Annotated in this window: 24 protein-coding genes; 11 read left to right on the top strand and 13 right to left on the bottom strand. The window is 66.3% G+C overall.

The genetic code is table 11. The features are described 5' to 3' along the window. The first annotated feature begins 22 nt into the window (after positions 1–22). Positions 23–733 (top strand): TetR/AcrR family transcriptional regulator, encoded by a 711-nt coding sequence (locus QXZ94_RS14745; protein ID WP_315721009.1) that lies wholly within the window; start codon positions 23–25, stop codon positions 731–733. Between the two features lie 45 nt (positions 734–778). Next, a complete protein-coding gene (locus tag QXZ94_RS14740; RefSeq protein WP_315721008.1) occupies positions 779–1,429 on the top strand; it encodes a DUF6321 domain-containing protein in 651 nt (216 codons plus the stop codon). Here QXZ94_RS14740 and QXZ94_RS14735 read toward each other — a convergent pair. Beyond that, entirely contained in the window at positions 1,426–2,040 is a 615-nt protein-coding gene (locus QXZ94_RS14735; RefSeq protein WP_315721007.1) for a hypothetical protein, read from the bottom strand. The genes QXZ94_RS14740 and QXZ94_RS14735 overlap by 4 nt on opposite strands. Positions 2,041–2,185: 145 nt before the next feature. Here QXZ94_RS14735 and QXZ94_RS14730 point away from each other — a divergent pair, with 145 nt between their 5' ends. Then, positions 2,186–2,866: an SET domain-containing protein gene (locus tag QXZ94_RS14730; protein WP_315721006.1), complete on the top strand. Its 681-nt coding sequence runs from the start codon at positions 2,186–2,188 to the stop codon at positions 2,864–2,866. Positions 2,867–2,920: 54 nt separating this feature from the next. Here QXZ94_RS14730 and QXZ94_RS14725 read toward each other — a convergent pair whose 3' ends face one another. Both QXZ94_RS14725 and QXZ94_RS14720 read right to left on the bottom strand, forming a co-directional pair. Then, positions 2,921–3,319, bottom strand: a complete 399-nt coding sequence (locus QXZ94_RS14725; RefSeq protein WP_315721005.1) for a hypothetical protein — start codon at positions 3,317–3,319, stop codon at positions 2,921–2,923. A gap of 33 nt (positions 3,320–3,352) precedes the next feature. Beyond that, complete coding sequence (locus tag QXZ94_RS14720) at positions 3,353–3,577, bottom strand: hypothetical protein (protein ID WP_315721004.1); 225 nt, start codon at positions 3,575–3,577, stop codon at positions 3,353–3,355. A 105-nt stretch (positions 3,578–3,682) separates the two neighbouring features. Between QXZ94_RS14720 and QXZ94_RS14715 the strand changes: the two genes are divergently transcribed. Both QXZ94_RS14715 and QXZ94_RS14710 read left to right on the top strand, forming a co-directional pair. After that, on the top strand, positions 3,683–4,498 hold the full coding sequence (locus QXZ94_RS14715) for a helix-turn-helix transcriptional regulator (RefSeq protein ID WP_315726282.1): 816 nt from the start codon (positions 3,683–3,685) through the stop codon (positions 4,496–4,498). 68 nt (positions 4,499–4,566) lie between these two features. Continuing rightward, the gene (locus QXZ94_RS14710) at positions 4,567–5,232 is read left to right on the top strand and encodes a DsbA family oxidoreductase (RefSeq protein ID WP_315721003.1); all 666 of its coding nucleotides are present in this window, start codon (positions 4,567–4,569) and stop codon (positions 5,230–5,232) included. Here the strand turns inward: QXZ94_RS14710 and QXZ94_RS14705 are convergent. From QXZ94_RS14705 to QXZ94_RS14695, 3 genes are all read right to left on the bottom strand, one after another. Further along, positions 5,210–6,445: a GNAT family N-acetyltransferase gene (locus QXZ94_RS14705; RefSeq protein ID WP_409998751.1), complete on the bottom strand. Its 1,236-nt coding sequence runs from the start codon at positions 6,443–6,445 to the stop codon at positions 5,210–5,212. The genes QXZ94_RS14710 and QXZ94_RS14705 overlap by 23 nt on opposite strands. A gap of 136 nt (positions 6,446–6,581) precedes the next feature. After that, a complete protein-coding gene (locus QXZ94_RS14700; protein WP_315721002.1) occupies positions 6,582–7,628 on the bottom strand; it encodes an HD-GYP domain-containing protein in 1,047 nt (348 codons plus the stop codon). Between the two features lie 189 nt (positions 7,629–7,817). Beyond that, positions 7,818–8,222: a hypothetical protein gene (locus tag QXZ94_RS14695; RefSeq protein ID WP_315721001.1), complete on the bottom strand. Its 405-nt coding sequence runs from the start codon at positions 8,220–8,222 to the stop codon at positions 7,818–7,820. A gap of 236 nt (positions 8,223–8,458) precedes the next feature. Between QXZ94_RS14695 and QXZ94_RS14690 the strand changes: the two genes are divergently transcribed. Both QXZ94_RS14690 and QXZ94_RS14685 read left to right on the top strand, forming a co-directional pair. Further along, positions 8,459–9,973 carry a caspase family protein gene (locus QXZ94_RS14690; RefSeq protein ID WP_315721000.1) on the top strand — a complete coding sequence of 505 codons (1,515 nt, stop codon included), beginning with the start codon at positions 8,459–8,461 and terminating at the stop codon, positions 9,971–9,973. Between the two features lie 275 nt (positions 9,974–10,248). Next, positions 10,249–12,228: a pyrroloquinoline quinone-dependent dehydrogenase gene (locus QXZ94_RS14685; protein ID WP_315720999.1), complete on the top strand. Its 1,980-nt coding sequence runs from the start codon at positions 10,249–10,251 to the stop codon at positions 12,226–12,228. 13 nt (positions 12,229–12,241) lie between these two features. Here QXZ94_RS14685 and QXZ94_RS14680 read toward each other — a convergent pair whose 3' ends face one another. Next, complete coding sequence (locus QXZ94_RS14680; RefSeq protein ID WP_172114368.1) at positions 12,242–12,493, bottom strand: PilZ domain-containing protein; 252 nt, start codon at positions 12,491–12,493, stop codon at positions 12,242–12,244. Between the two features lie 145 nt (positions 12,494–12,638). Further along, on the bottom strand, positions 12,639–13,079 hold the full coding sequence (locus QXZ94_RS14675; RefSeq protein ID WP_315720998.1) for a PaaI family thioesterase: 441 nt from the start codon (positions 13,077–13,079) through the stop codon (positions 12,639–12,641). 283 nt (positions 13,080–13,362) lie between these two features. On the opposite strand from QXZ94_RS14675, the gene QXZ94_RS14670 reads away from it, so the two are divergent. Both QXZ94_RS14670 and QXZ94_RS14665 read left to right on the top strand, forming a co-directional pair. Continuing rightward, positions 13,363–13,659 (top strand): hypothetical protein, encoded by a 297-nt coding sequence (locus tag QXZ94_RS14670; protein ID WP_172114366.1) that lies wholly within the window; start codon positions 13,363–13,365, stop codon positions 13,657–13,659. Between the two features lie 94 nt (positions 13,660–13,753). Then, on the top strand, positions 13,754–14,008 hold the full coding sequence (locus QXZ94_RS14665; protein WP_315720997.1) for a hypothetical protein: 255 nt from the start codon (positions 13,754–13,756) through the stop codon (positions 14,006–14,008). An 11-nt stretch (positions 14,009–14,019) separates the two neighbouring features. Here the strand turns inward: QXZ94_RS14665 and QXZ94_RS14660 are convergent, their stop codons facing one another. From QXZ94_RS14660 to QXZ94_RS14645, 4 genes are all read right to left on the bottom strand, one after another. Beyond that, positions 14,020–14,157: a hypothetical protein gene (locus QXZ94_RS14660; protein WP_172114324.1), complete on the bottom strand. Its 138-nt coding sequence runs from the start codon at positions 14,155–14,157 to the stop codon at positions 14,020–14,022. 196 nt (positions 14,158–14,353) lie between these two features. After that, positions 14,354–14,593: a DUF6894 family protein gene (locus tag QXZ94_RS14655; protein ID WP_015665825.1), complete on the bottom strand. Its 240-nt coding sequence runs from the start codon at positions 14,591–14,593 to the stop codon at positions 14,354–14,356. A gap of 267 nt (positions 14,594–14,860) precedes the next feature. Then, positions 14,861–15,139: a hypothetical protein gene (locus QXZ94_RS14650; protein ID WP_315720996.1), complete on the bottom strand. Its 279-nt coding sequence runs from the start codon at positions 15,137–15,139 to the stop codon at positions 14,861–14,863. An 858-nt stretch (positions 15,140–15,997) separates the two neighbouring features. Continuing rightward, positions 15,998–16,291, bottom strand: a complete 294-nt coding sequence (locus QXZ94_RS14645) for a hypothetical protein (protein ID WP_315726278.1) — start codon at positions 16,289–16,291, stop codon at positions 15,998–16,000. Between the two features lie 476 nt (positions 16,292–16,767). On the opposite strand from QXZ94_RS14645, the gene recA reads away from it, so the two are divergent. Together recA and QXZ94_RS14635 are read left to right on the top strand one after the other, a co-directional pair. Then, positions 16,768–17,862 carry a recombinase RecA gene (recA, locus tag QXZ94_RS14640; protein WP_315720995.1) on the top strand — a complete coding sequence of 365 codons (1,095 nt, stop codon included), beginning with the start codon at positions 16,768–16,770 and terminating at the stop codon, positions 17,860–17,862. Positions 17,863–18,106: 244 nt separating this feature from the next. After that, positions 18,107–19,234 (top strand): DUF1835 domain-containing protein, encoded by a 1,128-nt coding sequence (locus QXZ94_RS14635; protein WP_315720994.1) that lies wholly within the window; start codon positions 18,107–18,109, stop codon positions 19,232–19,234. Here the strand turns inward: QXZ94_RS14635 and gcvP are convergent. Further along, positions 19,213–22,086 (bottom strand): aminomethyl-transferring glycine dehydrogenase, encoded by a 2,874-nt coding sequence (gcvP, locus tag QXZ94_RS14630; RefSeq protein ID WP_315720993.1) that lies wholly within the window; start codon positions 22,084–22,086, stop codon positions 19,213–19,215. The genes QXZ94_RS14635 and gcvP overlap by 22 nt on opposite strands. Between the last annotated feature and the right edge of the window lie 38 nt (positions 22,087–22,124).

Below are 22,124 nucleotides of genomic sequence, written 5' to 3'. Positions count from 1 at the left end.
AATTGGTTGTATAAGGAGGCTCATGACGAGCAAGACGGAACAGGTTCGGGTCCGGCCCGGCCGCACGCCTGCGCCAGCGGCACGCCTGGCGCGGCGACGTACCGGCGCAGCGGAGGCGGCGCCCTATCACCATGGCGCGCTACGCGATGCGCTGCTGCAAGCCGCCGAGCGCGTGCTGGAGCGGGACGGCCTCGCCGGCCTCACCTTGCGCGCGGTGGCGCGCGAGGCGGGCGTCTCCCATGCAGCGCCGACGCATCATTTCAAGGATCTCACCGGGCTCGTCAGCGAGCTCGCCGCGATCGGCTTCACGCGATTCAACGCGGCGATGAAGGCCGCGGGAGAATCGCCGGGCACGCCGATCGAGCGCGCGATGGCCCGGGCGCATGCCTATGTCGCTTATGCGCAGGCCAATCCCGGCATGTACGGGCTGATGTTCCGCACCGAGCGCCTCGACTATTCGCGCCCGTCGCTGCACTCCGCCGCCGAGGCCTCTTTTGCCGGTCTGGCGGGCTCGGTGGCGGGACGCGAAGGCCTTGTCGGCGACGAGGAGCTGTCGCTGGATCAGGCCGCGGCGATCGCGCGCGCGTGGTCGCTGGTGCATGGCTATACGATGCTGCTGCTCGACGGCAGGCTCGCCGACATTCTGCGCCGCTCTCCCGCGGGCACCACGGCCGAATCGCTGCTGGATGCGATGCTGCGCGCGACCGTGCCGAGGCTGCCGCCGGGGGCGTAGTTCGACGCAGCGGAAACCTGGTCGGGGATCATGCGTTGATGACGCATGGCACGATCACCACGCGCTCCCTGGAGCAAGACCAATCCGCGCAAGCGCGCCGGCAAGGCCTCCAAGCCTCTCACCCCGGCACAAAAGGCGACGGCCAAGGCGCGCGCCCGCCGGGCGGGACGGCGCTATCCCAACCTCGTCGACAACATGCGTGTTGCGGCCAAGAAGGCCGCCAAGACCAAGACCAGCGGTCGCAAGCGGACGGCGAAGTCCAAGACCAAGCCGCGCGCGGCCCCCTCTGCAAAGAAGCGACCGGCCAAGCGCGGCGCGGCTCGCTCTCGGAAGACGACAACCCAAGCGCCGGAGAAGGATCCGCGCGGCGGCCTCACCGCGGCGGGGCGCCGGGCGTTTGCCGAACGCGACGGCGCGCATCTGAAGCCGGGCGTCACCAAGAAGGTGTCGGAGATGACGCCGCTGGAGATGCGCCGCAAGGGCAGCTGGGCGGTGCGGTTCTACGGACGCAAGCGGTTGCCGCCGCTCGTCGACGCGAAAGGGCGTCCCACGCGGCTGGCGCTCTCAGCGCATGCCTGGGGCGAGCCGGTGCCGCGCACCGTGGCAGCTGCGCGCCGGATTGCAGCAAAGGGCGAGCGGCTGCTCGCACGCTACCATCGCATCAAGGACCGGGATGCCGGAGGCAGAAGAGGCTAGGGCTGCGGCAACGCCAGATCGATCACGCGGCCGCGCGGGCCCATGATCCTCACCTTGTCCTTGCCGCAGGCAAAGCCCCGCGCCGCCTCGTCGGCCGCTTGGCGCGCGAGCTCGTTGGCGTTGGTGCCGGCGGCATCGACATAAGCGACGTGGCACACCGGCCCCGGCGGCAGCCGCGTTACCACCAGCATCGGCTTGTCCTTCGGCCCCTTCCTGCCCTGGTCGTCATTGTCGGCGATCTGCCAGCGCTGGATGATCGCGAACGGTTTGCCGTCGGCCATGCGCCACTCCACGATGGGGCCGGCGGAGTTGAACGGACCGAACCAGGTCTGGGCTGCGGGCTCCTTCGCGGCGGTGCGGATGTTGCGGCCCACCGACACCGTCTGGCGAAGATCGCCTTCATTCACGAGCAGGATCAGGCCGTCTCTGCCGGGACAGGTTTGCGTGGAGCTGTCGCCCTCCGGTTTGCCGATGGTCCGGCAGTCCTTGGCGGCCGCCGAAGTGTAGGCGCTGGCGATGGTCTCGGCAGGTGCCCGGCCGATCCACGGGATCAAGAGCACGAGCGCGACACTGATTCGCGGGGCAGCACCATTGATGAAGGATCTGGGCATGCGCGTGCGCCTGATGTCCGGAACTCGTCCCGCGCAGGACGCTGCAAGCTGGGGACGGCGCGAAACGGCAGCGGGAAACACCTGACAGCGTCGCGAAATTATCCTAGAACGGCGGCCTCGCGAGGTCCATCTCTTCTCATCGCTCATGCCTGTCATCCCAAAGACCAAACCCTATCGCGTCGGCCGCTCCAAGACGGGGCTCGGCCTGTTTGCCACGCAGCCGATCAAGAAGGGCACCAAGATCATCCGCTATTTCGGACCGCTGCTGGATTCGAAGAAGGCGGAGGACGACGCGATCGAGAACAAATATCTGTTCGAGCTCGACAAGCGCTGGACCATCGACGGCTCGATCCGCGAGAACGTCGCCCGCTACATCAATCATTCCTGCAAGCCGAACGCCGAATCCGACGTCAAGCCGCGCAAGAAGAAGATCGTCATCCGCGCGATCAAGAACATCGCGCCCGGCGACGAGATCAACTACGACTACGGCACCGACTACTTCAAGGCCTATCTGAAGCCGATTGGCTGCAAATGCGATGCCTGCGAGAAGAAGCGGGCGAAGAAGCAGGCCGAGGCGCGCGACGAGCGGGCGCGGGTGAAGGCCAAGGAGAAAGCGAAAGACGCGCGCAAGGCCGAGAAGAAGGCGAAGAAGAAGGCCGAGACGCTCGTCAAGGGCAGGGACAAGCAGCGGGCCATGACGAAGGCGAGCATGGACAAGGCGGCCAAGACTCGCGGCCAGACGCGCCGCGATGCTGCCGGTCTGAAGCGCGCCAAGACGAAATCCGGCTCGGCGAAAGCGGCCGCGGGTCGCGCCAAGGCAGCCTGAGCGAAGCCGGCCGCCGCGCGGCACGCGGCGACCGATCGCTCGACGTCTGGCCGTTCAGGCGGCGACCGCGCCGGCGCTTCGGCGCAACCCCATATATTGCAGCTCGGCGAACACGCCGGTGCCGACCGCCTGGGCCGCGACGAAGATCTCGCCGAGCAGGTTGGGCGTCACGAGGCCGGAGAACAGCAGTGCGATGCTGCCAATCGTCCAGGCGGCATTGCCGGCGATGACGAGCAGGACCAGCGGCTTCGGTGCCAGCGGCCGCGAGCCCAGCCAGCCGACGAACGCAGCATAGACGATCAGGAACAGGCCGGTCTCAAGAAGCAGGGCGTCCGGGAGTTGCAGCCGTGCCGCGAGCGGCGATGCGGCGAAGGTGAGCGCAAGGCCCGCGACGCCGCTGAACACGGCATCGGCGATCAAGGCGCGGCGGAGCAGGGCGGACGAGGTGATCATGTCGGGTCTCCTTCGGTTGGGGTGAGGTTGGCTTCAGCGGAACCAGGCGAGGAGTTGACGTCGCAGGCGCGCCGGGCGCAGCGAGCGTGCGGCCCGGAGCTCCATTTCATAGACCTGCGCGAAGACGAGGCTGCCCGTGGCGTGCAGCAGCGGCTCCGGCAGGTTGAGCGAGCGCGCCAGCAGCGAGGTTGCAAGCCCGGCCATCCAGCGGCTGACGGCTGCGACTGGACTCGTTGTCGGCGTGTGCGGCCTGCTCATCGGTCATCTCCTGTGGTGAGGACGATGATCGGCAATGCGAGGCATTTCGATTACCTCGCACGTCATGGTGGCGCTGACGTCTGCGTGATAGGTCTTCCGCTCATGATGACCCAGCTCGCCTCGGCGCGCGCCGACCGCGCCAAACCCGTTCATGTCGGAGAGCATCTGCGGCAGTGGCGGCAGCGCCGGCATCTGTCACAGCTCGACCTCGCGCTCGATGCCGAGATCTCGGCGCGCCATCTGAGCTTCGTGGAGACCGGCCGCGCCGCGCCGTCGCGCGACATGGTCCTCAAACTGGCGGAGCGGCTGGACGTGCCGCTGCGTGAGCGCAACGTGCTGCTGGTGGCCGCGGGCTACGCGCCGGCGTTTCAGCAGCGCCCGCTGGATGATCCAGCGCTCAAGGCTGCGCGCGAGGCGATGCATCTGGTGCTCAAGGCGCATGAGCCCAATCCGGCGCTCGCGGTGGATCGGCACTGGAACCTGGTCGCAGCCAATCGGATGATCGCGCCGCTGCTGGCGGGCATCCCCGAACGGCTGCTGGCGCCACCGCTCAACGTGCTGCGCGTCGCGCTCCATCCCGAGGGGCTCGCCGCGCGGACGGTGAACCTCGCCGAATGGTGCGGGCATCTGCTGGAGCGGCTGCACCGGCAATGCGAGGCCACCGCGGATGCCGACCTGCTGACGCTCTATCAGGAGCTGAAATCCTATCCGATCCCGGCGCGATCGGGGCCCGTCGCAACCGACAGCGTCGCGATTCCGCTGCGGCTGCGGGTCGGCGCCGACGTGCTGAGCTTCTTCTCGACGACGATGGTGTTCGGCACGCCGGTCGACATCACGCTGTCGGAGCTGGCGCTGGAGACCTTCTTCCCGGCTGACGAGCTCACGGCCGCGAGGCTGAAGGAGATGGTTACCTCGCTGTGACCTGAGCTTGTGTTGGCCGTTCACCACTCTATCTTGGACGCAGCCCGTCGGAACCTGGAGGCACGCGCATGAGCACCTTGAAGCCGCTGATCATCGACGTCGTCTCCGACGTCGTCTGTCCCTGGTGCTATATCGGCAAGCATCGCATCGAGGAGGCCCTGAAGCTGGTGCCCGACGTACCGGTCGAGGTGAACTTCCGGCCGTTCTTCCTCAATCCCAGGGTGCCGCGCGAGGGTATCAGCCGCGAGCAGTATCTGACGACCAAGTTCGGCTCGGTCGAAGCCTATAAGGGCATCGCGGGTCGCGTGGTCGCGGCCGCCGAGCAGGAGGGACTGACCTACCGGCCCGACAAGGTGGCGCGCCAGCCCAACACGACCGATTGCCATCGCCTCATTCACTGGGCCGGCCAGATCGGCAAGGCGGCCGAGATGAAGCAGCGGCTGATGGAGCTGTATTTCCGCGACGGCGGCGATCTCACCGAGACCGAGGTGCTGGTGCAGGCCGCCGCGGATTGCGGGCTCGATGCCGCCGTCGTCCGCAAGATGCTGGCAACCGACGAGGACGTCGCGCTGGTCTCGGGGCAGGCCCAGGAAGCCGCGGAGAAGGGCATCTCCGGCGTGCCGACCTACGTCTTTGCGCAAAAATACGCCGTGTCCGGCGCGCAGGATCCGCAAATGCTGGCGCGCGCCATTCGCCAGGTCTCGGCAGAGGTCAATGCGGAGGCCGCTGAGTAGTCGTCCGGTGTCTCCGCCAGTCGCGGATCGCGTGAACCGCGCGCCGGGCAAGGCCGAGGCCCTGGCGGCGGGCGATCAGCGCGGCGTGAATGATCTCGACGGCGGGATCGCGCGCATAGAGCGGGATCAGCACGTCACCGATCGCAAGGCGCCCGCGCCAGATCGGATTGATCATGGGATGGTCGGGACCCGCGGTGGAATCGGCGGAGCTGATGGCCGGATCGCTGCAGAGGTGCCGCGTCAGATCGAGCGTCAATTGCACGCCCGGCGAATATTTCGCGAACCGCTCGTCGACGCCGAGCTTGAAGAAGAAGGCGCGGCCGCGGTGGCGCAGCACGATGCCCGCAGCCACGGCAATGTCTCCGGCCAGGAGGCTGATGACCTCGCAGGCGTGGTCCTGCGCGAGCGCCGGTACTGCGCGCCGGATGAAGGTTGCATCGCCATCATGCTGGATCAGCGCGGTGCCCCGGCGTCCCTTCCAGCCGCTCGCCTCGAGCCGCAGGAAGGTCTCGAGCGCAGCTGCGACATCGCCGGGGGCGCGCGCGACCTCGAAGCGGATCTCGCCATGCTCGGCCAGACGATGGCGCTGGCGGCGCAGCTCCTTCAGCTTCTTGGTGCCGAGCGCGTCGTGGAGCATCGTCTCGCCGTCGCCGGTCGCGTCGAGGCATGCTCGCTCGTAGGAGTGCACGATGCGTGGACGCAGCCCCGCGCTGCCGAGGATGGCGGCGAACGCCTGCATCACGGGTCCCTTGACCGACATGTCGCGCAGCAGCACCGCGCGTGCACCCGTTCGCCTGGCCTCGTCGAGAAGTCGCGCCGCGGCCGGCTCCGCGCTGCCGGCATCGAGCAGCGGCGTGCACAGCGTGCCGTAGGGGTGGCCGCTGGCGAGCACAGGCAGCGGCAGCTTGCAGGCGCGCCACAGCGAGGTGACGGGCATGAGGCCGACGAGGTGAGGAGACGGGTCGTCATTCCACGCGCACAGCGCCGAGGTGCCGGTGCGGCCCTGGGCAGAGGCGTCGACGGCGAGCTCCCAACCCGGCAGGTAGTAGCCGTTCGGCTCCAGCGCCCGCTGGGCGAGAGCCTGCCAGGCCGGAACAGCGACCTCTCCGAGCGCAAGCAAGGGCGCTGCCGTCGCAACGGTGCCGGCGGGGGTGCGGCGCCCCGGTGCGCCCGCTGAAGCATGTGCAATCGAATGATCGATGATCTCGGCCACGTCCCATCGTCCCCTTGCTGCGCGAACCGCGCCGCCCCGCCGAACGGTATCGCAAAGCTGACAAGATAGGCCTTGCCGCTCGATTAGGATTTGCGTGCCGGCCTTAACGGCGCATTCACCACGGCTCGATTGAGCCTCAGCGCATCAGCGCGACATCGCGGAAGGCGCCGATCAGCGGCTTCTCGAGCTTGCCTTCCATCCCCTGCAGAATCTCGTATGCCTTCTCGCGCGCCATCACCGGCTTGTAGCTGCGATATTCGATCAAGGCCGAGAAGATGTCGGAGATGGTGAGGATGCGCGTCAGATCCGGGATGTTGTTGGCCATCAGCCCGTCCGGATAGCCGCTGCCGTCGAGAAATTCATGATGGTGGCGGACCGCGTTGAGCACCTCGGTCGTGATCGCCGCGTTGTCCTTCAGCGCATCGTATCCCGCCGCGGGGTGTGTTTCGACCAGCGCGCGCTCCTTGACGTCGAGCCGGCCCGGCTTGTCGAGGATGGTCAGCGGGATCTTGGCCTTGCCGATGTCGTGGAACATCGCGGCCATGTAGAGCCGCTCCAGATCGGAGCTGTGGACGCCGAGGCTCAGGCCAAAGTCGACGGTGATGCCGGTAACCAGCAGACAATGCTGATAGGTGCCTTCATGGTGGCGCCGAACGGTCGCGAGCCAGTCAGACAGGCCGTTTTCAGCGATACATTCCGCAATCCGCTTGCCGGCGCGACGCGTCTCCTCGATGTCGATCTCGGCGCCGCCGAGCACCGCAGCGAACATCGAGGCGATGCAGGCCGCGCCCGTGAATGCGGCTTGGCGATCGTCGACCGCAACGCTCTTGACCGCCGAGCTCGGCCGCGCATCCAGCAGCTTTCCCAGCAACTGATTGCGGCTCGGTGTGCTCGACAACACGCTCGTAGCACCGAGCGCATAGGCCTGAACCGTCGACAGACGGGACTTGTGGTTGGTCAGGAAGATTCGGCGTGGAATCCGCGCCAGCCGGTCGGAGATCTCCTTCAATGCCGTGATGTTGTCGACGTCGCGCAGATCCGCGGCGACGACGATGGCGTCGATGTCGCCGCCTTTGATGTCGGCGTCACCGATCAGCTCCGATGTGAGCGAGCAGCGCTCGGCCAGCATGCCACGAAGCAGGGCGAGCTTGGCTGTGTCATCGCCGACGATATGAACGTTCATGGAGAACCAGATTCCAAGGGTCATTCCGCGCGTGTGTCGGAGATGATGTTCCCCAGGAATCGTTAAATTTGAGCCATTCGTTCGCTGGGCGGTCGCTGGTTTGCGTTAGCTAATAACTAACACTACGTTCCCGAGGTGGTAGCAGGTTCTTGCATGGAGCGGCTCGTCATCAGCTCCGGTCGTCCGGATTTAATACAATCGCCCTGTGGTTGAATCATTTCGTGGGCAGGATCGGTTTGTAGTCATCAGACACGCAGTCGCGGCCTGGACGGCGCGCCGCCGGTCGATGATCTCGTCTTGCCTGATCGTCAGCCGGTAGGTCTGGCGCCGGAGCGGAGCGCCGGCGACGGAGATGATCTGGGCGCGCACGCAGGCGGTCCATGCGTCGCCACGCTCCGTGCGCATGGCGGGTGTGGCCTCCAGATCGCGCGGCTGCGCCGTGGCGACGAAGATCATGTCGAGAGACTTGCGGACGAGAACCGCCACGTCGGGCGGAGCTTCCGGCGGCGGCTCGGGGGCCCTGGCGCGCATGAAGGCGGGGAGGCGGGATTGACTGTCTGCGGCGCAGCCTGCAAGCGGCAGGGCCGCGAGCATTCCCGCAACTGACGCCATCAGTCGCATTTTCGAGCTACACGCCATGCGGCGCGGACGCTAGGTCGCGATCGCGGCAATGCTGCGGGAATCTCGTGCTGCAAAGATGTCGACCAGGACGCCACGCCTCGGCAGGACCTGCCGAGTGGAGCCGACCGTGCGGCATTTGCTCCCGGCAATGAACCGGGCCGCGAACCGGCCCGACCAACGGGCAAGTCACGTGCAGATTGGAGATTGCCATGTTCCGCCACGCTCTCAGGGCCGCCGTGCTGGCCGGCGGCCTGCTAGCCGGATTGTCGCCCGCATTGGCCGAGAGCAGCAGGCTGGCGCTGGTGATCGGGCAGTCGGCCTATCGTGCGGTGACCCCGCTGCCCAATCCGGCGAATGACGCCAATGCGATGGCCAAGATGCTGGCAGAGGCCGGCTTCGATGTGACCCGGGCCGCCGATCTGTCGCAGCGCGACTTGAACCGCGAGGTCGGGGATTTTGCCGCAAAGATTGCGAGCAAGGGACCGGATACGGTGGCGCTGGTGTTCTATGCCGGCCACGGCCTGCAGATCGATGGCGAGAACTATCTGGTTCCGGTCGACGTCGATCCACGACGTGAGGCCGACATTCCGCTGCAGGCGGTGCGTCTCAACGATCTTCTGAATACGCTCAACTCTGTGCCCAGCCGGATGCGCATCCTGCTGCTCGACGCCTGCCGCAACAATCCGTTTCCCGCGATCAATCAGAACGCCGGCCGCGGTCTCGCGCTGGTCGACACCAAGACCGGCGCGCCGGGCACCTTCCTGTCGTACTCGACCTCGCCAGGGGCGGAAGCCGAGGACGGCACCGGCGCCAACAGCCCATACACCACGGCCCTGCTACAGGCCGCGCGGGAGCCGGGCCTGCCGATCGAGCAGGCGTTCAAGCGGGTGCGCGTGGCAGTGAACAAGGTCACTGAAGGCCGCCAGACGCCCTGGGATTCGTCGTCGCTGACGGAGGATTTTCGCTTCGTCGTCTCCGCCGATGCGAGCGCTGCCAATGCCGGCCCGCGGCCGGTGGTTGCCAAGCGCAGCGTCGACGAATGGAAGCGCAGCCTGCAGGGCAAGCCGATCGAAGCCGCCAACGAGATCATCGTCGGCGACGGCAGCGTCGAAGCTTATGAGGCGTTCGTGGCGCTCTACACCGCGCCGCCCTACGGTCCGCAGGCGCGGGAATGGCTCGACCTCCACAACAGGATGGCGGCCTGGAACGAGGCGGTTTTGATCAACACGGTCGCCGCCTATCAAGGGTTTCTCGCGAGCTATCCGGACAGCGATCTGACCCCGACCGCACGCAAGCTGATCGAGCGGCTGCGCAATCGGCCGGTGGTGGCGCCCGTCGTGGCGGCCGCCAATGCGGCGATCCCTGCCGCGGCTCCGGCCAGCCCGCCGGTCGTGCCGGTGGCCGCCACCGCGGGTCCCACCTGCCCGTGCTCGCAGACACCGCCGCCGGCCCGCAAATCGGAGACGCCGAAGCGGGTCGAGGAGAAGCCGGCCCGGAAGCGCGACGAGGATCCGCCCAGGCGCGCCAGCCGGACGCCTCGCCGCGACCCTGGCGATGACGTCGTGGTCTATGCGCCGCCGCCTCCGACACGCGACTATTATGGCCCTCCGGTACGCGTGGCGCCGCCGGTCAGCGTCGGGATCGGCGTCGGCGGGGGCTATGGTGGAGGCGGCTATGGTCGGGCTCCTCAGAGCTATCCGACGCGGCGCGGCTACGGTTACTGAAGCTCATCGTCTCCCACGTCAACGAAGTGGCCGTCCGCAAGGGCGGCCGCTTCCATTTGGAGAAAGCTCCGTCCGGTCGTCCCTGGCGTCCGCCATCCGTCATTGCGTTCAACCACTCGTCCCGCATCGGCTGCCAACCGTCCCATTCGACTGGATTTGCCCATGGGAGATGCTCTCATGGCTCACGCGTCGCTTCGGAGGCAGCTTGCGGGAGGAAGAGGAGGATGTGGTTGCGTCAAGGTGGCGTTTGGGCGGCGGTCATCTGGAGCCAGCTGATGGGGGGGCCGGCCCATGGCTGGGAGCATTGGGGTGGCGACGCCGGGGGGACGCGATTCTCGCCGCTGGCGCAGATCACGCCGGCGAACGTCGATCGGCTGGTGCCCGCCTGGGACTATCACACCGGTGATCTCCAGAGCCGGCCGCCGGCGGCAGCGCTTCGTACCAAGTTCGAGGCGACGCCGATCCTGGTCGAGGACAGCCTTGTGTTCTGCACCCCGTTCAACGAGGTCGTCGCGCTCGACCCCGGCACCGGCGTGCCGCGCTGGCGCTTCGATCCCAAGGTCGGCGACGGACGGCGTCCGGCCAATCGCTATGCCTGCCGTGGCGTCGCGCATTGGATCGACGCGCAGGCGCCGGCCGATGCGGCATGCCGCAGCCGGCTGTTCATGGGCACGGTCGATGCCCGATTGATCGCGCTGGACGCGCGGACCGGACGTCCCTGCGCCGGCTTCGGAGCCGATGGCGAAGTGCGGATCGACATCGCCAGGGACCTGCTGTGGCCGGGAGAATTCCAGATCACGTCGGCACCGGTGATTGGTCGTGGTGTCGTGGTGGTCGGCTCATCGATCGGCGACAATGTACGGGTCGATGCGCCCCGAGGCACCGTGCGCGGCTTCGATGCGCGCAGCGGCGAGCTGCGCTGGAGCTTCGATCCGCTGATCCATGACGGCATCGTTGCCGGCCATGCCAATGTCTGGGCGCCGATGTCAGTCGACGAGGAGCGCGGCCTGGTCTTCCTTCCGACGTCCTCGCCCAGTCCGGATTTCTTCGGCGGCGCGCGCCCTGGCGACAATCGCCATTCCGATTCCGTCGTCGCGTTGCGGCTCGAGACCGGCGCGCCCGCCTGGTCGTTCCAGACCACGCATCACGACGTCTGGGACTATGACCTGCCGGCGCAGCCGACGCTGGCGCGGATCGAGACCGGGCAGGGCATGCGTGACGTCGTGATGCAGCCGACCAAGCAGGGTTTCGTGTTCGTGCTCGATCGCGACACCGGTCTGCCGATCTGGCCGGTCGAGGAGCGTGACGTGCCGCAAGGCGCGGTCGAGGGCGAGCATCTCTCTCCGACGCAGCCATTTCCGACGCACGTGCCGCCGCTGCTGGAGCAGCGTTTCGCACCGGCGGACATCTTCCGGGTGATGCCGCGCGTCGTCGATTCATCCTGTGACGATCAGCTCGCACGTCTGCGCAACGACGGCCTCTACACGCCGCCGACGACGCAAGGCACGCTGCTCTATCCGATGACCGGCGGCGGCGTGAACTGGGGCGGAGCGGCGTTCGATCCCGTCCACCAGATCCTCTATGCCAATGTCAGTCGCGCCGTTCACGTCGTCAGGCTGATCCCGCGCGCCGAGGCCGACCGCATGACACCGCCGCGCGGCGTCGATTTCGGCCTGCAACGCGGCGCGCCGTTCGCGGTGACGCGCGCGGTTGCGATGTCCAAGCTCGGTTTGTTGTGCAATCGGCCGCCCTGGGGCGAGATGGTCGCGGTCGATCTCAAGGCCGGGAAAATCCTGTGGCGCGCGACGGTCGGCACCACGGAGGATCGTGCGCCGCTCGGGCTTGCGTTCAAATGGGGGACGCCGCTCGTCAACGGTGTCGCCGTGACGGCGGGCGGACTGGTCTTCACCGGCGCGATGGATGCCTATCTGCGCGCCTTCGACGCCGGCACGGGGCGGGAGTTGTGGCAGGGCCGGCTGCCGGCGCCGGGCGTCGCCAATCCCATGACCTATGAGTGGAAGGGCGAGCAATATCTGGTGATCGCAGCCGGCGGCCATTCCGAGGCCGGCACATCGCTGGGCGACAGTGTCGTGGCATTCCGGCTGGCGCGGGCGGGCGAGGCGCCGTCTTGGTGGTCGCGAACGATCGACAGGCCTGGCGGACGGTTCGCCGGCGGTGGCCTCACGGCGAGCCTGGTGATTGCGGTGCTTGTCTCGGCCGGCTGGCGATGGCGGCTGCGGAGGCGGCGGCTCTAGCCGCCGGATCCGCTCAATCGAAGGCCACGCCGATCCGCTTGTCGTGGCTCCACACCGCGTGACAACGCCGCGTGAACTTGTCCGACGGGATCACCAGCGTGAACGCCTCGGGCAGGCCGACCGGGCTCACCACCTCGACCCGCGCACCCGTATCGGACATGTTGCGGACCATGCAATCGACCGCGCCGCCGCCGTCGAACGCCAGCCTGCCCTGCTTGAGCACCCGATGCCGGGGTGCGATCCGCTTCTCATCTGTCTCGCTCATGGCCGTAACCCGATGCCGGCTGACGCCGCCTTTCGTGTCAAAAGCGCGTAAAATAAATCAGGCCCGGGTTTCATTGAGATAAATCCGGCCCGCGAAGGCCGGACCGTCGTCTTTACGTTTCGTTAAGTCTCCGGAGCCACCCTTATCAGAGCATCGCAAAGGCGCTCGACACCATCGCCACCGGCTTGCCGTCGGATGCGCTCGTCAGCGTGACCCGGCCGAAGCTCATGGTCCGCCCCATCCGAACGACACGTGCATCCGCGATCACGTCGGCGGAGGCTATGGCGCGCATGAAATGCGTGGTCTGGTCGACGGTGGTCATGGGCCGATAGCCGCCGCTTGCCGTCACCATGGCGATCACCATCGCGGTGTCGGCAAAGGCCATCAAGGCCTGGCCGCAGACCACGCCATTGTCACGACATAGGCGTGAGGAGAACGGCATCCGCAGGATGGCCCCGGGCTCGCCCTGCGCCGATGGGGCGATGGCCTCGACCGCCAGAGCGAGATCCTTGATCCAGGGTGCGAACACCTCATCCAGGATGCGCCGCGCCTCGTCGAGGGTGAATTCCGGGGTGTCGTTCGGCACTGGCGGTGGTCCTCCGAGATTGTTGTCGCCGACAGGCTCCAGCGCAGGCCGGAGCGGCCGGCCGATGGCCGCCGGCTTGAAAAGGCCGGAGTTGAAATCCTATGATGAATGCCGGGGAGGCGACAGGTCCGGCGAGACGGCTGCGATACCCCGGGTTTGCGCCTGAACCTGGTTCCCTCAGACGGGGCATCCTGCAGACGTGGCATCCCGCGGACTTCGCATCCCGCAGACTTGGCGCAGGGCCATGCAATGGTATAAGGCGGCTTATACCGGGGAGTAACCAATGAAGAAGCTGATCGTGACGATGACGGTCGCCTTGCTGACCGGCTGGGCCGTTCCGGCGATGGCGCAGATGCCGAACATCAATCTTCTCGCGGATGGTCCGTCCAAGACCCCCGAGGAGAAGGAGGCGGAGGCCGCGCGCGACAAGGCCTACAAGGACACCATGCGCAAGATCCCGGATGCCAAGACAAGCTCCGACCCCTGGGGCAATGTGCGCGCTGCGGAACAGCCGAAGACGACCCCTCCGGTGAAGACCACGGCGGCTAAGAAGCCGAAATCCGGCGCCAGCACCAACTGAAGCGATTCGGCGGGCCAGACCCCCATCCTCCGGACTCGGATTCCGCGCAGTCTCGTCTATATTGACGGGGTTGCAGCGTGTCGGGAGTTCATTGATGGGGTTGCGCCCGCGGGACATCGCCAGCCGGATGGCGGCCCGGCGCCGGAAGGGCGACGGCCGCGAGGGCTACGTAAGCGATGGTTACGTGCGCGACACGTTCACCCTGCCGCGCGAGGAAGCGCGTGCCAAGGCGCGCGACTATCTGAGCCGCTATCCCAAGGCCGGCTATATGAGCGCCGTCGAAAGCTGGCGCGAGCTTCCCGATGGCGCCATCGAATTCACGATGCGGCGATTGCCGAGCGCAGACTAAAGCAACGCTGCTCACTCGCGCTCGCCGAGCAGCTTGCGGGTGTCGCGGTTGATGAAGTGAAGCCGGGTGCAGGCCTTGCAAACCACGGTTTCGTAAGCGCATGCGGGGTCGCCTGGCTTCGGCTCTTCCAGCCAATGCTGCACGTTCATCCCGGTCCGCGGACATTTGAAGATCAGATTACCCATACAAGTTTAAGTGTCTGCCAGGAGGGCAACTGGCTACTTGATCTGGATCAAGGGCGCCTGCCGAAATGGCAGGCATTTGCAACAACTTACGCAGCCTTTGGTTGTTGATTGTCGCGCTCGCCATTCAGGGTCGGCGCGACGCGCGGACCGCAAGCCGCCGTCACGCCTGGTCGAGCGACTCGGCCACGATGCGGATGCGAAAGACCGGCTGCCGCGTTTCGTCGAGCAGCTCCATCTGCCACTCGGAATTTTCGGCGAGCTTGCGCGAGATGCTGCTGGCCATGTCGGCGCACACAGTCGTCATCTCTTTCCAGGCTGCATTGCGATCGGCACACTCGGTGCCGTACTCGGACGCGCCTGAGAAGTGGCCGTTACGGATACGAAAGAAATAGAGCGGCATTGCCAAAACCGGTGAGCCCTGACCGCCCCAGGCCGCTGGGTTTGATGAACGCAGCGTAAATGGATGCGGAAACGCCCCTTGGATCAATTCCGGTAAAATACGGTCGCCAGTGGCGCCGCTCGCGATGGCCGCCAGGTGTCGTGGCTGCGAAAGCGCATGGCGTCGCGATTCCCGAGCCACCCGCGACGAATGAGCCTCGGATCGCCGCGATCCGAGGCTCGGGTCAACGTCGGAGCTTCCCGGCAGGGCAGTTCGGCAATGACAATTTCAATCTACTTCGTTACGCGCATGCTCACCTTGCGTCACATCAAGGTTGCAGGGCGAACGTGCGGTCTTTTGAGGGCGCGCATGTCGCGCGTCGAAGACCCGCTCAGGCACGACCGTGAGCCGGTAGACGACCTCCGTCGCGCCATCGACGGTTTCGAGCAGCGCGTCGCAGGCCGGGCAGCGGCGGTCTCCTGCAGCCCCGCGCTGCGAATGAAGCTCGATGCGCTGGAGGCCGGCTCTGCAGCAGCGGCAGGTGAGATCATCGCGTGTCATCGACATGATGATGCGTAACCGACGCGATCCGTTCCAGGTCGGCTGCGACAAAACGGCAGCTGCGCTGCTGATCAGTCCCCATGCGGGGGCGCGCAACGTCAAAAGCCCCGGACGCGGTCCGGGGCCTTCTTTCGGCGCGGATGGTTTCAGGGCCGTGCGCCTACGGGTGACAGAGCCTGCAGCCATTGCTGGCAGATGGCATTCGAGGGTGACGGCACATCACGCGCCAGTATCAGCCGGTGACATTCGCCAACCGTCATCGAAAACGAACAAACAAATTCGGGGCTGATCAATTCGTTGCGACGCCCGATGACCTGAATTTGTTACCACAACCAAAAGTTTATGACAATGGCCGTGGTTTGACGGTGACCCGGCCGCATATCGCGTGATCTCCATCACGTCCCGTCCAGGTGGCAGGACTTGTCGCCTTCTGATTGTGTCACGCATGCGGGGAACAGCAGCGCCATTTCATCCTGGACGAGCTGCTCGCCGATGGAGGTTCCTGTTGCCTGTCATGACCGCATGCACCGGCAACTCAAGGCCCCGCGGTATGATGGTCAACAGATAAAGAATGCAGGATCGTGTTCTCCTTGCCGAGGTCGGCAGGCCCGCAATCAATCATCGTCTTCGTGGTGCGCGCGAGGCCAGTCGCGGCCATCCTGCTGTGGAACTCGCTGCGACCGAGTGAGGTCGCGCGAGATCTAGGGATCGGCGAGAGCAGGTCGCTGCACGAAATCAGTGCGCGTGCTCATGTCATGAGCCGAACAAAAGTAGAAGGGTTGCGGGAACTTCGTTCTCGTCAGGAGAACCACGGAGCGTGCGGTCTACGCACGCGTGCAGAAGTCTGTTTGTTTGTCGTCTGCTTCAAGGAAAAGTTTTGACGAGCGTGATCGGGCCGACGATGGCGGCATTGAAGTCCGCGAGATGCTCGCTCGGAATCCAGTACTCCAGGTGGTCGCGCCCGCCGGCCTCGTGCACGTCGTAGCGATCGAGAAAATCTCGCCGCACCTCGAAGCGCAGCACATGACCACTGCCGCTGGCCGGCACGTTCCAGTCGCGCGCGATCTTCACCGCGTAGTCCTCGGTCAGCACGGGATAGAAGATGGGCTGCTCGGGAAGGCGCGGCGGAAATGCGCGCATGCCGGACGCTTCGATCAGCGCGAGTTCCTTCGGGCCGACCGGCCGCCACAGCGTCACGGTGGGAATTGCTGTTCGACATGCGGTGCCCGGGCGATGCGAGTTGCTGCGAGTTCGAGAGGAAGCAAACCACGAGCCGCATGGCAAGCTTGATGGCAAATACAATTCTTGGTTGAATTTCGGTTCGTCGCAGTCGAGGGAAGCGAGGCTCGATCGTGGGGATGGTCGGGTCGCAACCGGTGTCGCGGGTCGCGGTTCGGCCAGCCTGTCGCGACTTGGCTCGATCGCGCACCCCGGATCCTGTGCGCAGTCGCCGCTGGGGCTGTGTGATCGGCCGTCCATGCGACCGAGCCACTTGTGGCCTCTGCGAACGATCGGGAAAACGCGCAAGAACATATTGCGAACAAAGAACAGATGGGGTACATTCACCTCAAGATTGCTGCCCGACCTCGTTAACCGTTTGTCCATCCCGCGAATCCCCGCCATAAGGAGCGCCAATGTCCGCCACCGCCCTGCGTATCGTCGAAGGTTCCTCCATGGATAAGAGTAAGGCGCTCTCCGCAGCGCTGTCCCAGATCGAGCGTCAGTTCGGCAAGGGCTCGGTGATGAAGCTGGGCAAGAACGACCGCTCGATGGACGTCGAGACGGTGTCGACCGGCTCGCTCGGGCTCGACATCGCGCTCGGCATCGGCGGCCTGCCCAAGGGGCGTATCGTCGAGATCTACGGGCCGGAATCCTCGGGCAAGACCACGCTGGCGCTGCATACCGTTGCGGAAGCGCAGAAGAAGGGCGGCATCTGCGCGTTCATCGACGCAGAGCATGCGCTCGATCCGGTCTATGCGCGCAAGCTGGGCGTCAACATCGACGAGCTCCTGATCTCGCAGCCGGACACGGGAGAGCAGGCGCTGGAGATCTGCGACACCCTGGTGCGTTCCGGCGCGGTCGATGTTCTGGTCGTCGACTCCGTGGCGGCGCTGGTGCCCAAGGCCGAGCTCGAGGGCGAGATGGGCGAGTCGCTGCCGGGCCTGCAGGCCCGCCTGATGAGCCAGGCGCTGCGCAAGCTGACGGCGTCGATCAACAAGTCCAACACCATGGTGATCTTCATCAACCAGATCCGCATGAAGATCGGTGTGATGTATGGCTCGCCGGAGACCACCACCGGCGGCAATGCGCTGAAATTCTATGCTTCGGTACGCCTCGATATCCGCCGCATCGGCGCGATCAAGGAGCGCGACGAAGTGATCGGCAACTCCACCCGCGTGAAGGTGGTGAAGAACAAGCTGGCACCGCCGTTCAAGCAGGTCGAGTTCGACATCATGTATGGCGAGGGCGTGTCCAAGATGGGCGAGATCCTGGATCTCGGCGTCAAGGCGGGCATCGTCGAGAAATCCGGCGCCTGGTTCTCCTATGACAGCCAGCGGCTCGGGCAGGGGCGCGAGAACTCGAAGACCTTCCTCAAGGCCAACCCCGACATGACCGCGAAGATCGAGGCTGCGATCCGCCAGAACTCCGGTCTGATCGCCGAGCAGATCCTGGCCGGCAACGCCGAGCGCGATGCCGACGGCGACGGCGAGGAGCCGGCGGAGGAGTAGAGCGAGCATCGCGGGCGCCGGGGACGTCGGTTTGACGACGTTCCGGCGCCCGTCGTTTGCCCATACGTCGCGCTCCGGTGGATTGGCCTGGTTTCTGCGGGTGCAATCCTTGACGCAGCGCGCGTCCCTTGAGGGATGACTTGTCTCCGGGGGCAAACAGGAGAATCCGTGTTTCCGGATCGCCGGATCTGCGCAGTCGATGAGAGGGCGCAGGCCTTCTGGCGCCGGTTTTCGCCGAAATCGATTGCGGGCGGCCCAATGCGCCGTGCGCCGGTCGTGCCATGACGGAGCCAAGCGGATGACAAGCCTCATTCTCACGGCCGACGACCCCGGCGCCGGTGCGCTACGAAGAGGCGGCTTTGCCGATCTGGTGGTGCCGATTCTGCATCGTTTCGTGTGGGGGCCTTTGCCGTCCGATGCGGATCTGTCGGCCTTTCTCGCCGGACGCCCGCCGCGACAGAAGATGGCGCACTGGTTGGATTTCGCCTCGCGGCGCGAACTGATGGCCGCCGGTGTGCGCAGCCAGGGTCTTCTCGAAGTTGTCGATCGTTGTGATCGTGTCGAGCTCTGGATGGACACCCGACCGAACGACCAGCTGGTGCTCATCTGGCTCTTGGATTATCTCCGCCATGACGCGGAGATCGCGACCAAGATCGTGTTGCGGCATGTCGATACACCGCTTCATGCGCCAGCTTGGCAAATCGCCGAGCAGACGATGGGCATTGCAGTTTCACGCGAGCATATGGAGCTCGGTCATCTCGCATGGCGGGCTTTTCGAGCGTCGACGCCGCAGGCCTGGTGCGATCTGTTGAAGCAGGATCTGAGTGCGTTGCCGCAGCTTCGGCGCTGCGTGCTGGAGATGCTCGATGAGCTTCCGGGGGCCGCGACGGGCCTCGGCGCGTCGGAGCTGAGAATCCTGGAATTGCTGTCCGCCGGCTACGAGCGCCCGCTCGACGTGCTGCCGCCCTTTCGGGAGCGCTTTCAACGACGCGTGTTCGACTATTGGGAAGCCGGCGCGCTGCTCGACGGTCTGGCGCTGGCGCCGGTGCCCGCGATTTCGGGCCTGGCCGAGTGGCCATTCTCGATCGAGATGCACCACGGCCGTGAACGTCTCGACCGCTACAAGGCGAGCACGCTTTCGCTCACGCCGCTCGGTAAGGCCATCCTTGCCGGCGAGGAGGACTTTACGGCCCTCAATCCCATCCGGCGCTGGTGGGGCGGCACCGAATTGACCAACGCCAATCTCTGGCGCTGGCATGGCGTGCTGATCGCGCCGGACCCCGACACGGCTCACGTCATCGACTGTCGTGAGCCGTGGCAGGTGACCGATTGGAGCGGGCGCGAGGCAGCTTACTCCGCTGCCTGCGCGTAGTCGTCGACCGGCGGGCACGAGCACACCAGGTTGCGATCGCCATAGACGTTGTCGACGCGGCCGACCGGGCACCAATACTTGTCGGTGCGCGAGGTGCCCTCCGGGAAGCAGCCTTCGCTGCGCCGATAGGCCCTGGTCCAATCGTCGTCGGCGATGTCGTGCACCGTGTGCGGCGCGTGACGCAGTGGCGAGGCCTCGATCTTGAAGCGGCCCTGCTCGACCTCGGCGATCTCCTTGCGGATCGCGATCATGGCGTCGCAGAAGCGGTCGAGCTCGGCCTTGGACTCCGACTCGGTCGGCTCGATCATCAAGGTGCCGGCGACCGGGAAGCTCATCGTCGGCGCGTGGAAGCCGTAGTCGATCAGGCGCTTGGCGATGTCGTCGACGGTCACGCCGCTGGTTGGCTTCAGCGGGCGCGGATCGATGATGCATTCATGCGCGACGCGGCCGCGCTCGTTGCGGTACAGCACCGGGAAATGCGGATCGAGGCGTGCCGCCACGTAGTTGGCGTTGAGGATCGCGATCTCGGTGGCGCGGGTCAGGCCATCGCCACCCATCAGCAGCATATAGATGTAGGAGATGGTCAGGATCGAGGCCGAGCCGTAGGGCGCCGCCGACACCGGGCCCACGGGGTGCGCGGTGGCGCCATCGGTGTTGGGATGACCGGGCAGGAACGGCGCCAGATGCGCCTTGACGCCGATCGGGCCCATGCCCGGGCCGCCGCCGCCATGCGGAATGCAGAACGTCTTGTGCAGATTGAAATGGCTGACATCGGCGCCGTAATCGCCGGGACGGGCGAGGCCGACCTGGGCGTTGAGGTTGGCGCCGTCGAGATAGACCTGGCCGCCATGGGCATGGACGATGTCGCAGATGTCCCGGATGTGCTCCTCGAACACGCCGTGCGTCGAGGGGTAGGTGATCATGATCGCCGCGAGCTTCTTGCTATGCGCCTCCGCCTTGGCCTTGAGATCGGCGAGGTCGACATTGCCGCCCGCGTCGCAGCCGACGACGACCACCTCCATGCCGACCATGTGCGCCGAGGCCGGGTTGGTGCCGTGGGCGGAGGAGGGGATCAGGCAGATCGTGCGATGGCTCTCGCCACGCGCGGCATGATAGCCGCGGATCGCCAAGAGGCCGGCATATTCGCCCTGCGCACCGGAGTTCGGCTGCAGCGACACCGCGTCATAGCCGGAGATCCGGCACAGCCAGTCCTCCAGCTCGGCGAACATGGTGTGATAGCCGGCGGCCTGGGCGCGCGGCACGAACGGATGCAGGCTGGAAAATTCCGGCCAGGTCAGCGGGACCATCTCGGTGGTCGCGTTCAGCTTCATCGTGCAGGAGCCGAGCGGGATCATCGCGCGGTCGAGTGCGAGGTCGCGGTCGGCAAGCTTGCGCAGATAGCGCAGCATCTCGGTCTCGGAGCGATGCGCGTGGAACACCGGATGCGTCAGGTACGGCCGTTGCCGCTTCAGCTCGGCCGGGACGGCGTCGCGCGCCTCGGCCTCGATCACGGCGTAGGACAGCTCGCCACCGAAGGCGCGCCACACGGCTTCGACGACATCGGGCGTCGTGGTCTCGTCGAGCGCGATCCGCAGCCGGCTGCCGTCGCGGCCGAGATTGATCCGCTCGCCCTCAGCGCGGGCGATGATCGAATCGGACTTGGCGCCAGCCTCGGCGGTGATCGTATCGAAGAAGCTGTCACTTGCCGGAGCAAAGCCGAGCTTGCGCAGACCCGCCGCCAGCACCGCGGCGCGGCGATGCACATTGCGGGCGATCGCCTTCAACCCTTCAGGGCCGTGATAGACCGCGTACATCGCGGCGATCACCGCCAGCAGCACCTGCGCGGTGCAGATGTTCGACGTCGCCTTCTCGCGGCGAATGTGCTGCTCGCGGGTCTGCAGCGCCAGCCGATAGGCGGGGGCGCCGCGCGAATCCACGGACAGGCCGACGATGCGACCGGGCAGCGAGCGCTTCAGCGCATCGCGCACCGCCATGTAGGCGGCATGCGGACCGCCATAGCCCATCGGCACGCCGAAGCGCTGCGCCGAGCCGATCGCGATGTCGGCTCCGAGCTCGCCCGGCGAGGCAATAAGCGTCAGTGCCAGCAGGTCGGCGGCGAGGATCGCCAGCGCCCCCTTGTCGTGCAGCCTGGCAATGGCGGTGCGCGGATCGCGCAACGCGCCGGTCGTGTCGGGATATTGCAGCAGGCCGCCGAACACCTCGGCGCTGTCGAGATCCTTGGCGGGATCGCCGACGATCAGCTGCCAGCCGAGCGGCTCGGCGCGGGTACGCAGCACCGCAAGGGTCTGCGGGTGCACGTTGTGGTCGACGAAGAAGGCCTTGGTCTTGGCGCGCGCCGACCGCTCGGCCAGCGCCATCGCCTCGGCCGCCGCGGTGCCCTCGTCGAGCAGCGAGGCGTTGGCGACGTCGAGCCCGGTGAGGTCGCAGATCATGGTCTGGAAGTTGAACAGCGCCTCCAGCCGGCCCTGGCTGATCTCGGGCTGATAGGGCGTGTAGGCCGTGTACCAGGCCGGGTTCTCCAGGATGTTGCGCTGGATCACCGCCGGCATGATCGTGCCGGAATAGCCCTGGCCGATCAGCGAGGTGAAGACCTGGTTCCGCGCCGCCAGCGCGCGCATGTGCGACAGCGCCTCGGTCTCGCTCAGGGCGGGGCCGATGTCGAGCGGGGCGGACTGCCGGATCGTTCCGGGCAGGGTCTGCGCCATCAGCTCCGCGACGCTCTTTGCGTTCACGGTCTCCAGCATCGCCGCGACGTCACGCGGCGAGGGACCGATATGGCGGCGGGCGAAGCTGGCGGCGGCATCATCGAGCGGCTTGAGCGGCGTGGTCATGAGCAATCCTCTATGCCTCGTCATGCCCCGCGAAGGCG

The organism is Bradyrhizobium sp. SZCCHNS2022 (genome assembly GCF_032377575.1).
GTDB classification, from domain to species: domain Bacteria; phylum Pseudomonadota; class Alphaproteobacteria; order Rhizobiales; family Xanthobacteraceae; genus Bradyrhizobium; species Bradyrhizobium aeschynomenes.
The sequence above is the reverse complement of the archived record's forward strand: the minus strand, read 5'-3'. Positions and strand labels throughout refer to the sequence as shown.

What these genes read in the sequence shown, in the direction of transcription:
- recA (WP_315720995.1), top strand. Translation starts at nt 16,768, where the DNA reads ATGTCCGCCACCGCCCTGCGTATCGTCGAAGGTTCCTCCATGGATAAG.
- QXZ94_RS14735 (WP_315721007.1), bottom strand. Translation starts at nt 2,040, where the DNA reads ATGCCCAGATCCTTCATCAATGGTGCTGCCCCGCGAATCAGTGTCGCG.
- QXZ94_RS14685 (WP_315720999.1), top strand. Translation starts at nt 10,249, where the DNA reads ATGGGGGGGCCGGCCCATGGCTGGGAGCATTGGGGTGGCGACGCCGGG.
- QXZ94_RS14690 (WP_315721000.1), top strand. Translation starts at nt 8,459, where the DNA reads ATGTTCCGCCACGCTCTCAGGGCCGCCGTGCTGGCCGGCGGCCTGCTA.
- QXZ94_RS14655 (WP_015665825.1), bottom strand. Translation starts at nt 14,593, where the DNA reads ATGCCGCTCTATTTCTTTCGTATCCGTAACGGCCACTTCTCAGGCGCG.
- QXZ94_RS14670 (WP_172114366.1), top strand. Translation starts at nt 13,363, where the DNA reads ATGAAGAAGCTGATCGTGACGATGACGGTCGCCTTGCTGACCGGCTGG.
- QXZ94_RS14715 (WP_315726282.1), top strand. Translation starts at nt 3,683, where the DNA reads ATGACCCAGCTCGCCTCGGCGCGCGCCGACCGCGCCAAACCCGTTCAT.
- gcvP (WP_315720993.1), bottom strand. Translation starts at nt 22,086, where the DNA reads ATGACCACGCCGCTCAAGCCGCTCGATGATGCCGCCGCCAGCTTCGCC.
- QXZ94_RS14665 (WP_315720997.1), top strand. Translation starts at nt 13,754, where the DNA reads ATGGGGTTGCGCCCGCGGGACATCGCCAGCCGGATGGCGGCCCGGCGC.
- QXZ94_RS14745 (WP_315721009.1), top strand. Translation starts at nt 23, where the DNA reads ATGACGAGCAAGACGGAACAGGTTCGGGTCCGGCCCGGCCGCACGCCT.
- QXZ94_RS14660 (WP_172114324.1), bottom strand. Translation starts at nt 14,157, where the DNA reads ATGAACGTGCAGCATTGGCTGGAAGAGCCGAAGCCAGGCGACCCCGCA.
- QXZ94_RS14710 (WP_315721003.1), top strand. Translation starts at nt 4,567, where the DNA reads ATGAGCACCTTGAAGCCGCTGATCATCGACGTCGTCTCCGACGTCGTC.
- QXZ94_RS14725 (WP_315721005.1), bottom strand. Translation starts at nt 3,319, where the DNA reads ATGATCACCTCGTCCGCCCTGCTCCGCCGCGCCTTGATCGCCGATGCC.
- QXZ94_RS14680 (WP_172114368.1), bottom strand. Translation starts at nt 12,493, where the DNA reads ATGAGCGAGACAGATGAGAAGCGGATCGCACCCCGGCATCGGGTGCTC.
- QXZ94_RS14740 (WP_315721008.1), top strand. Translation starts at nt 779, where the DNA reads ATGGCACGATCACCACGCGCTCCCTGGAGCAAGACCAATCCGCGCAAG.
- QXZ94_RS14720 (WP_315721004.1), bottom strand. Translation starts at nt 3,577, where the DNA reads ATGAGCAGGCCGCACACGCCGACAACGAGTCCAGTCGCAGCCGTCAGC.
- QXZ94_RS14650 (WP_315720996.1), bottom strand. Translation starts at nt 15,139, where the DNA reads ATGTCGATGACACGCGATGATCTCACCTGCCGCTGCTGCAGAGCCGGC.
- QXZ94_RS14700 (WP_315721002.1), bottom strand. Translation starts at nt 7,628, where the DNA reads ATGAACGTTCATATCGTCGGCGATGACACAGCCAAGCTCGCCCTGCTT.
- QXZ94_RS14695 (WP_315721001.1), bottom strand. Translation starts at nt 8,222, where the DNA reads ATGCTCGCGGCCCTGCCGCTTGCAGGCTGCGCCGCAGACAGTCAATCC.
- QXZ94_RS14730 (WP_315721006.1), top strand. Translation starts at nt 2,186, where the DNA reads ATGCCTGTCATCCCAAAGACCAAACCCTATCGCGTCGGCCGCTCCAAG.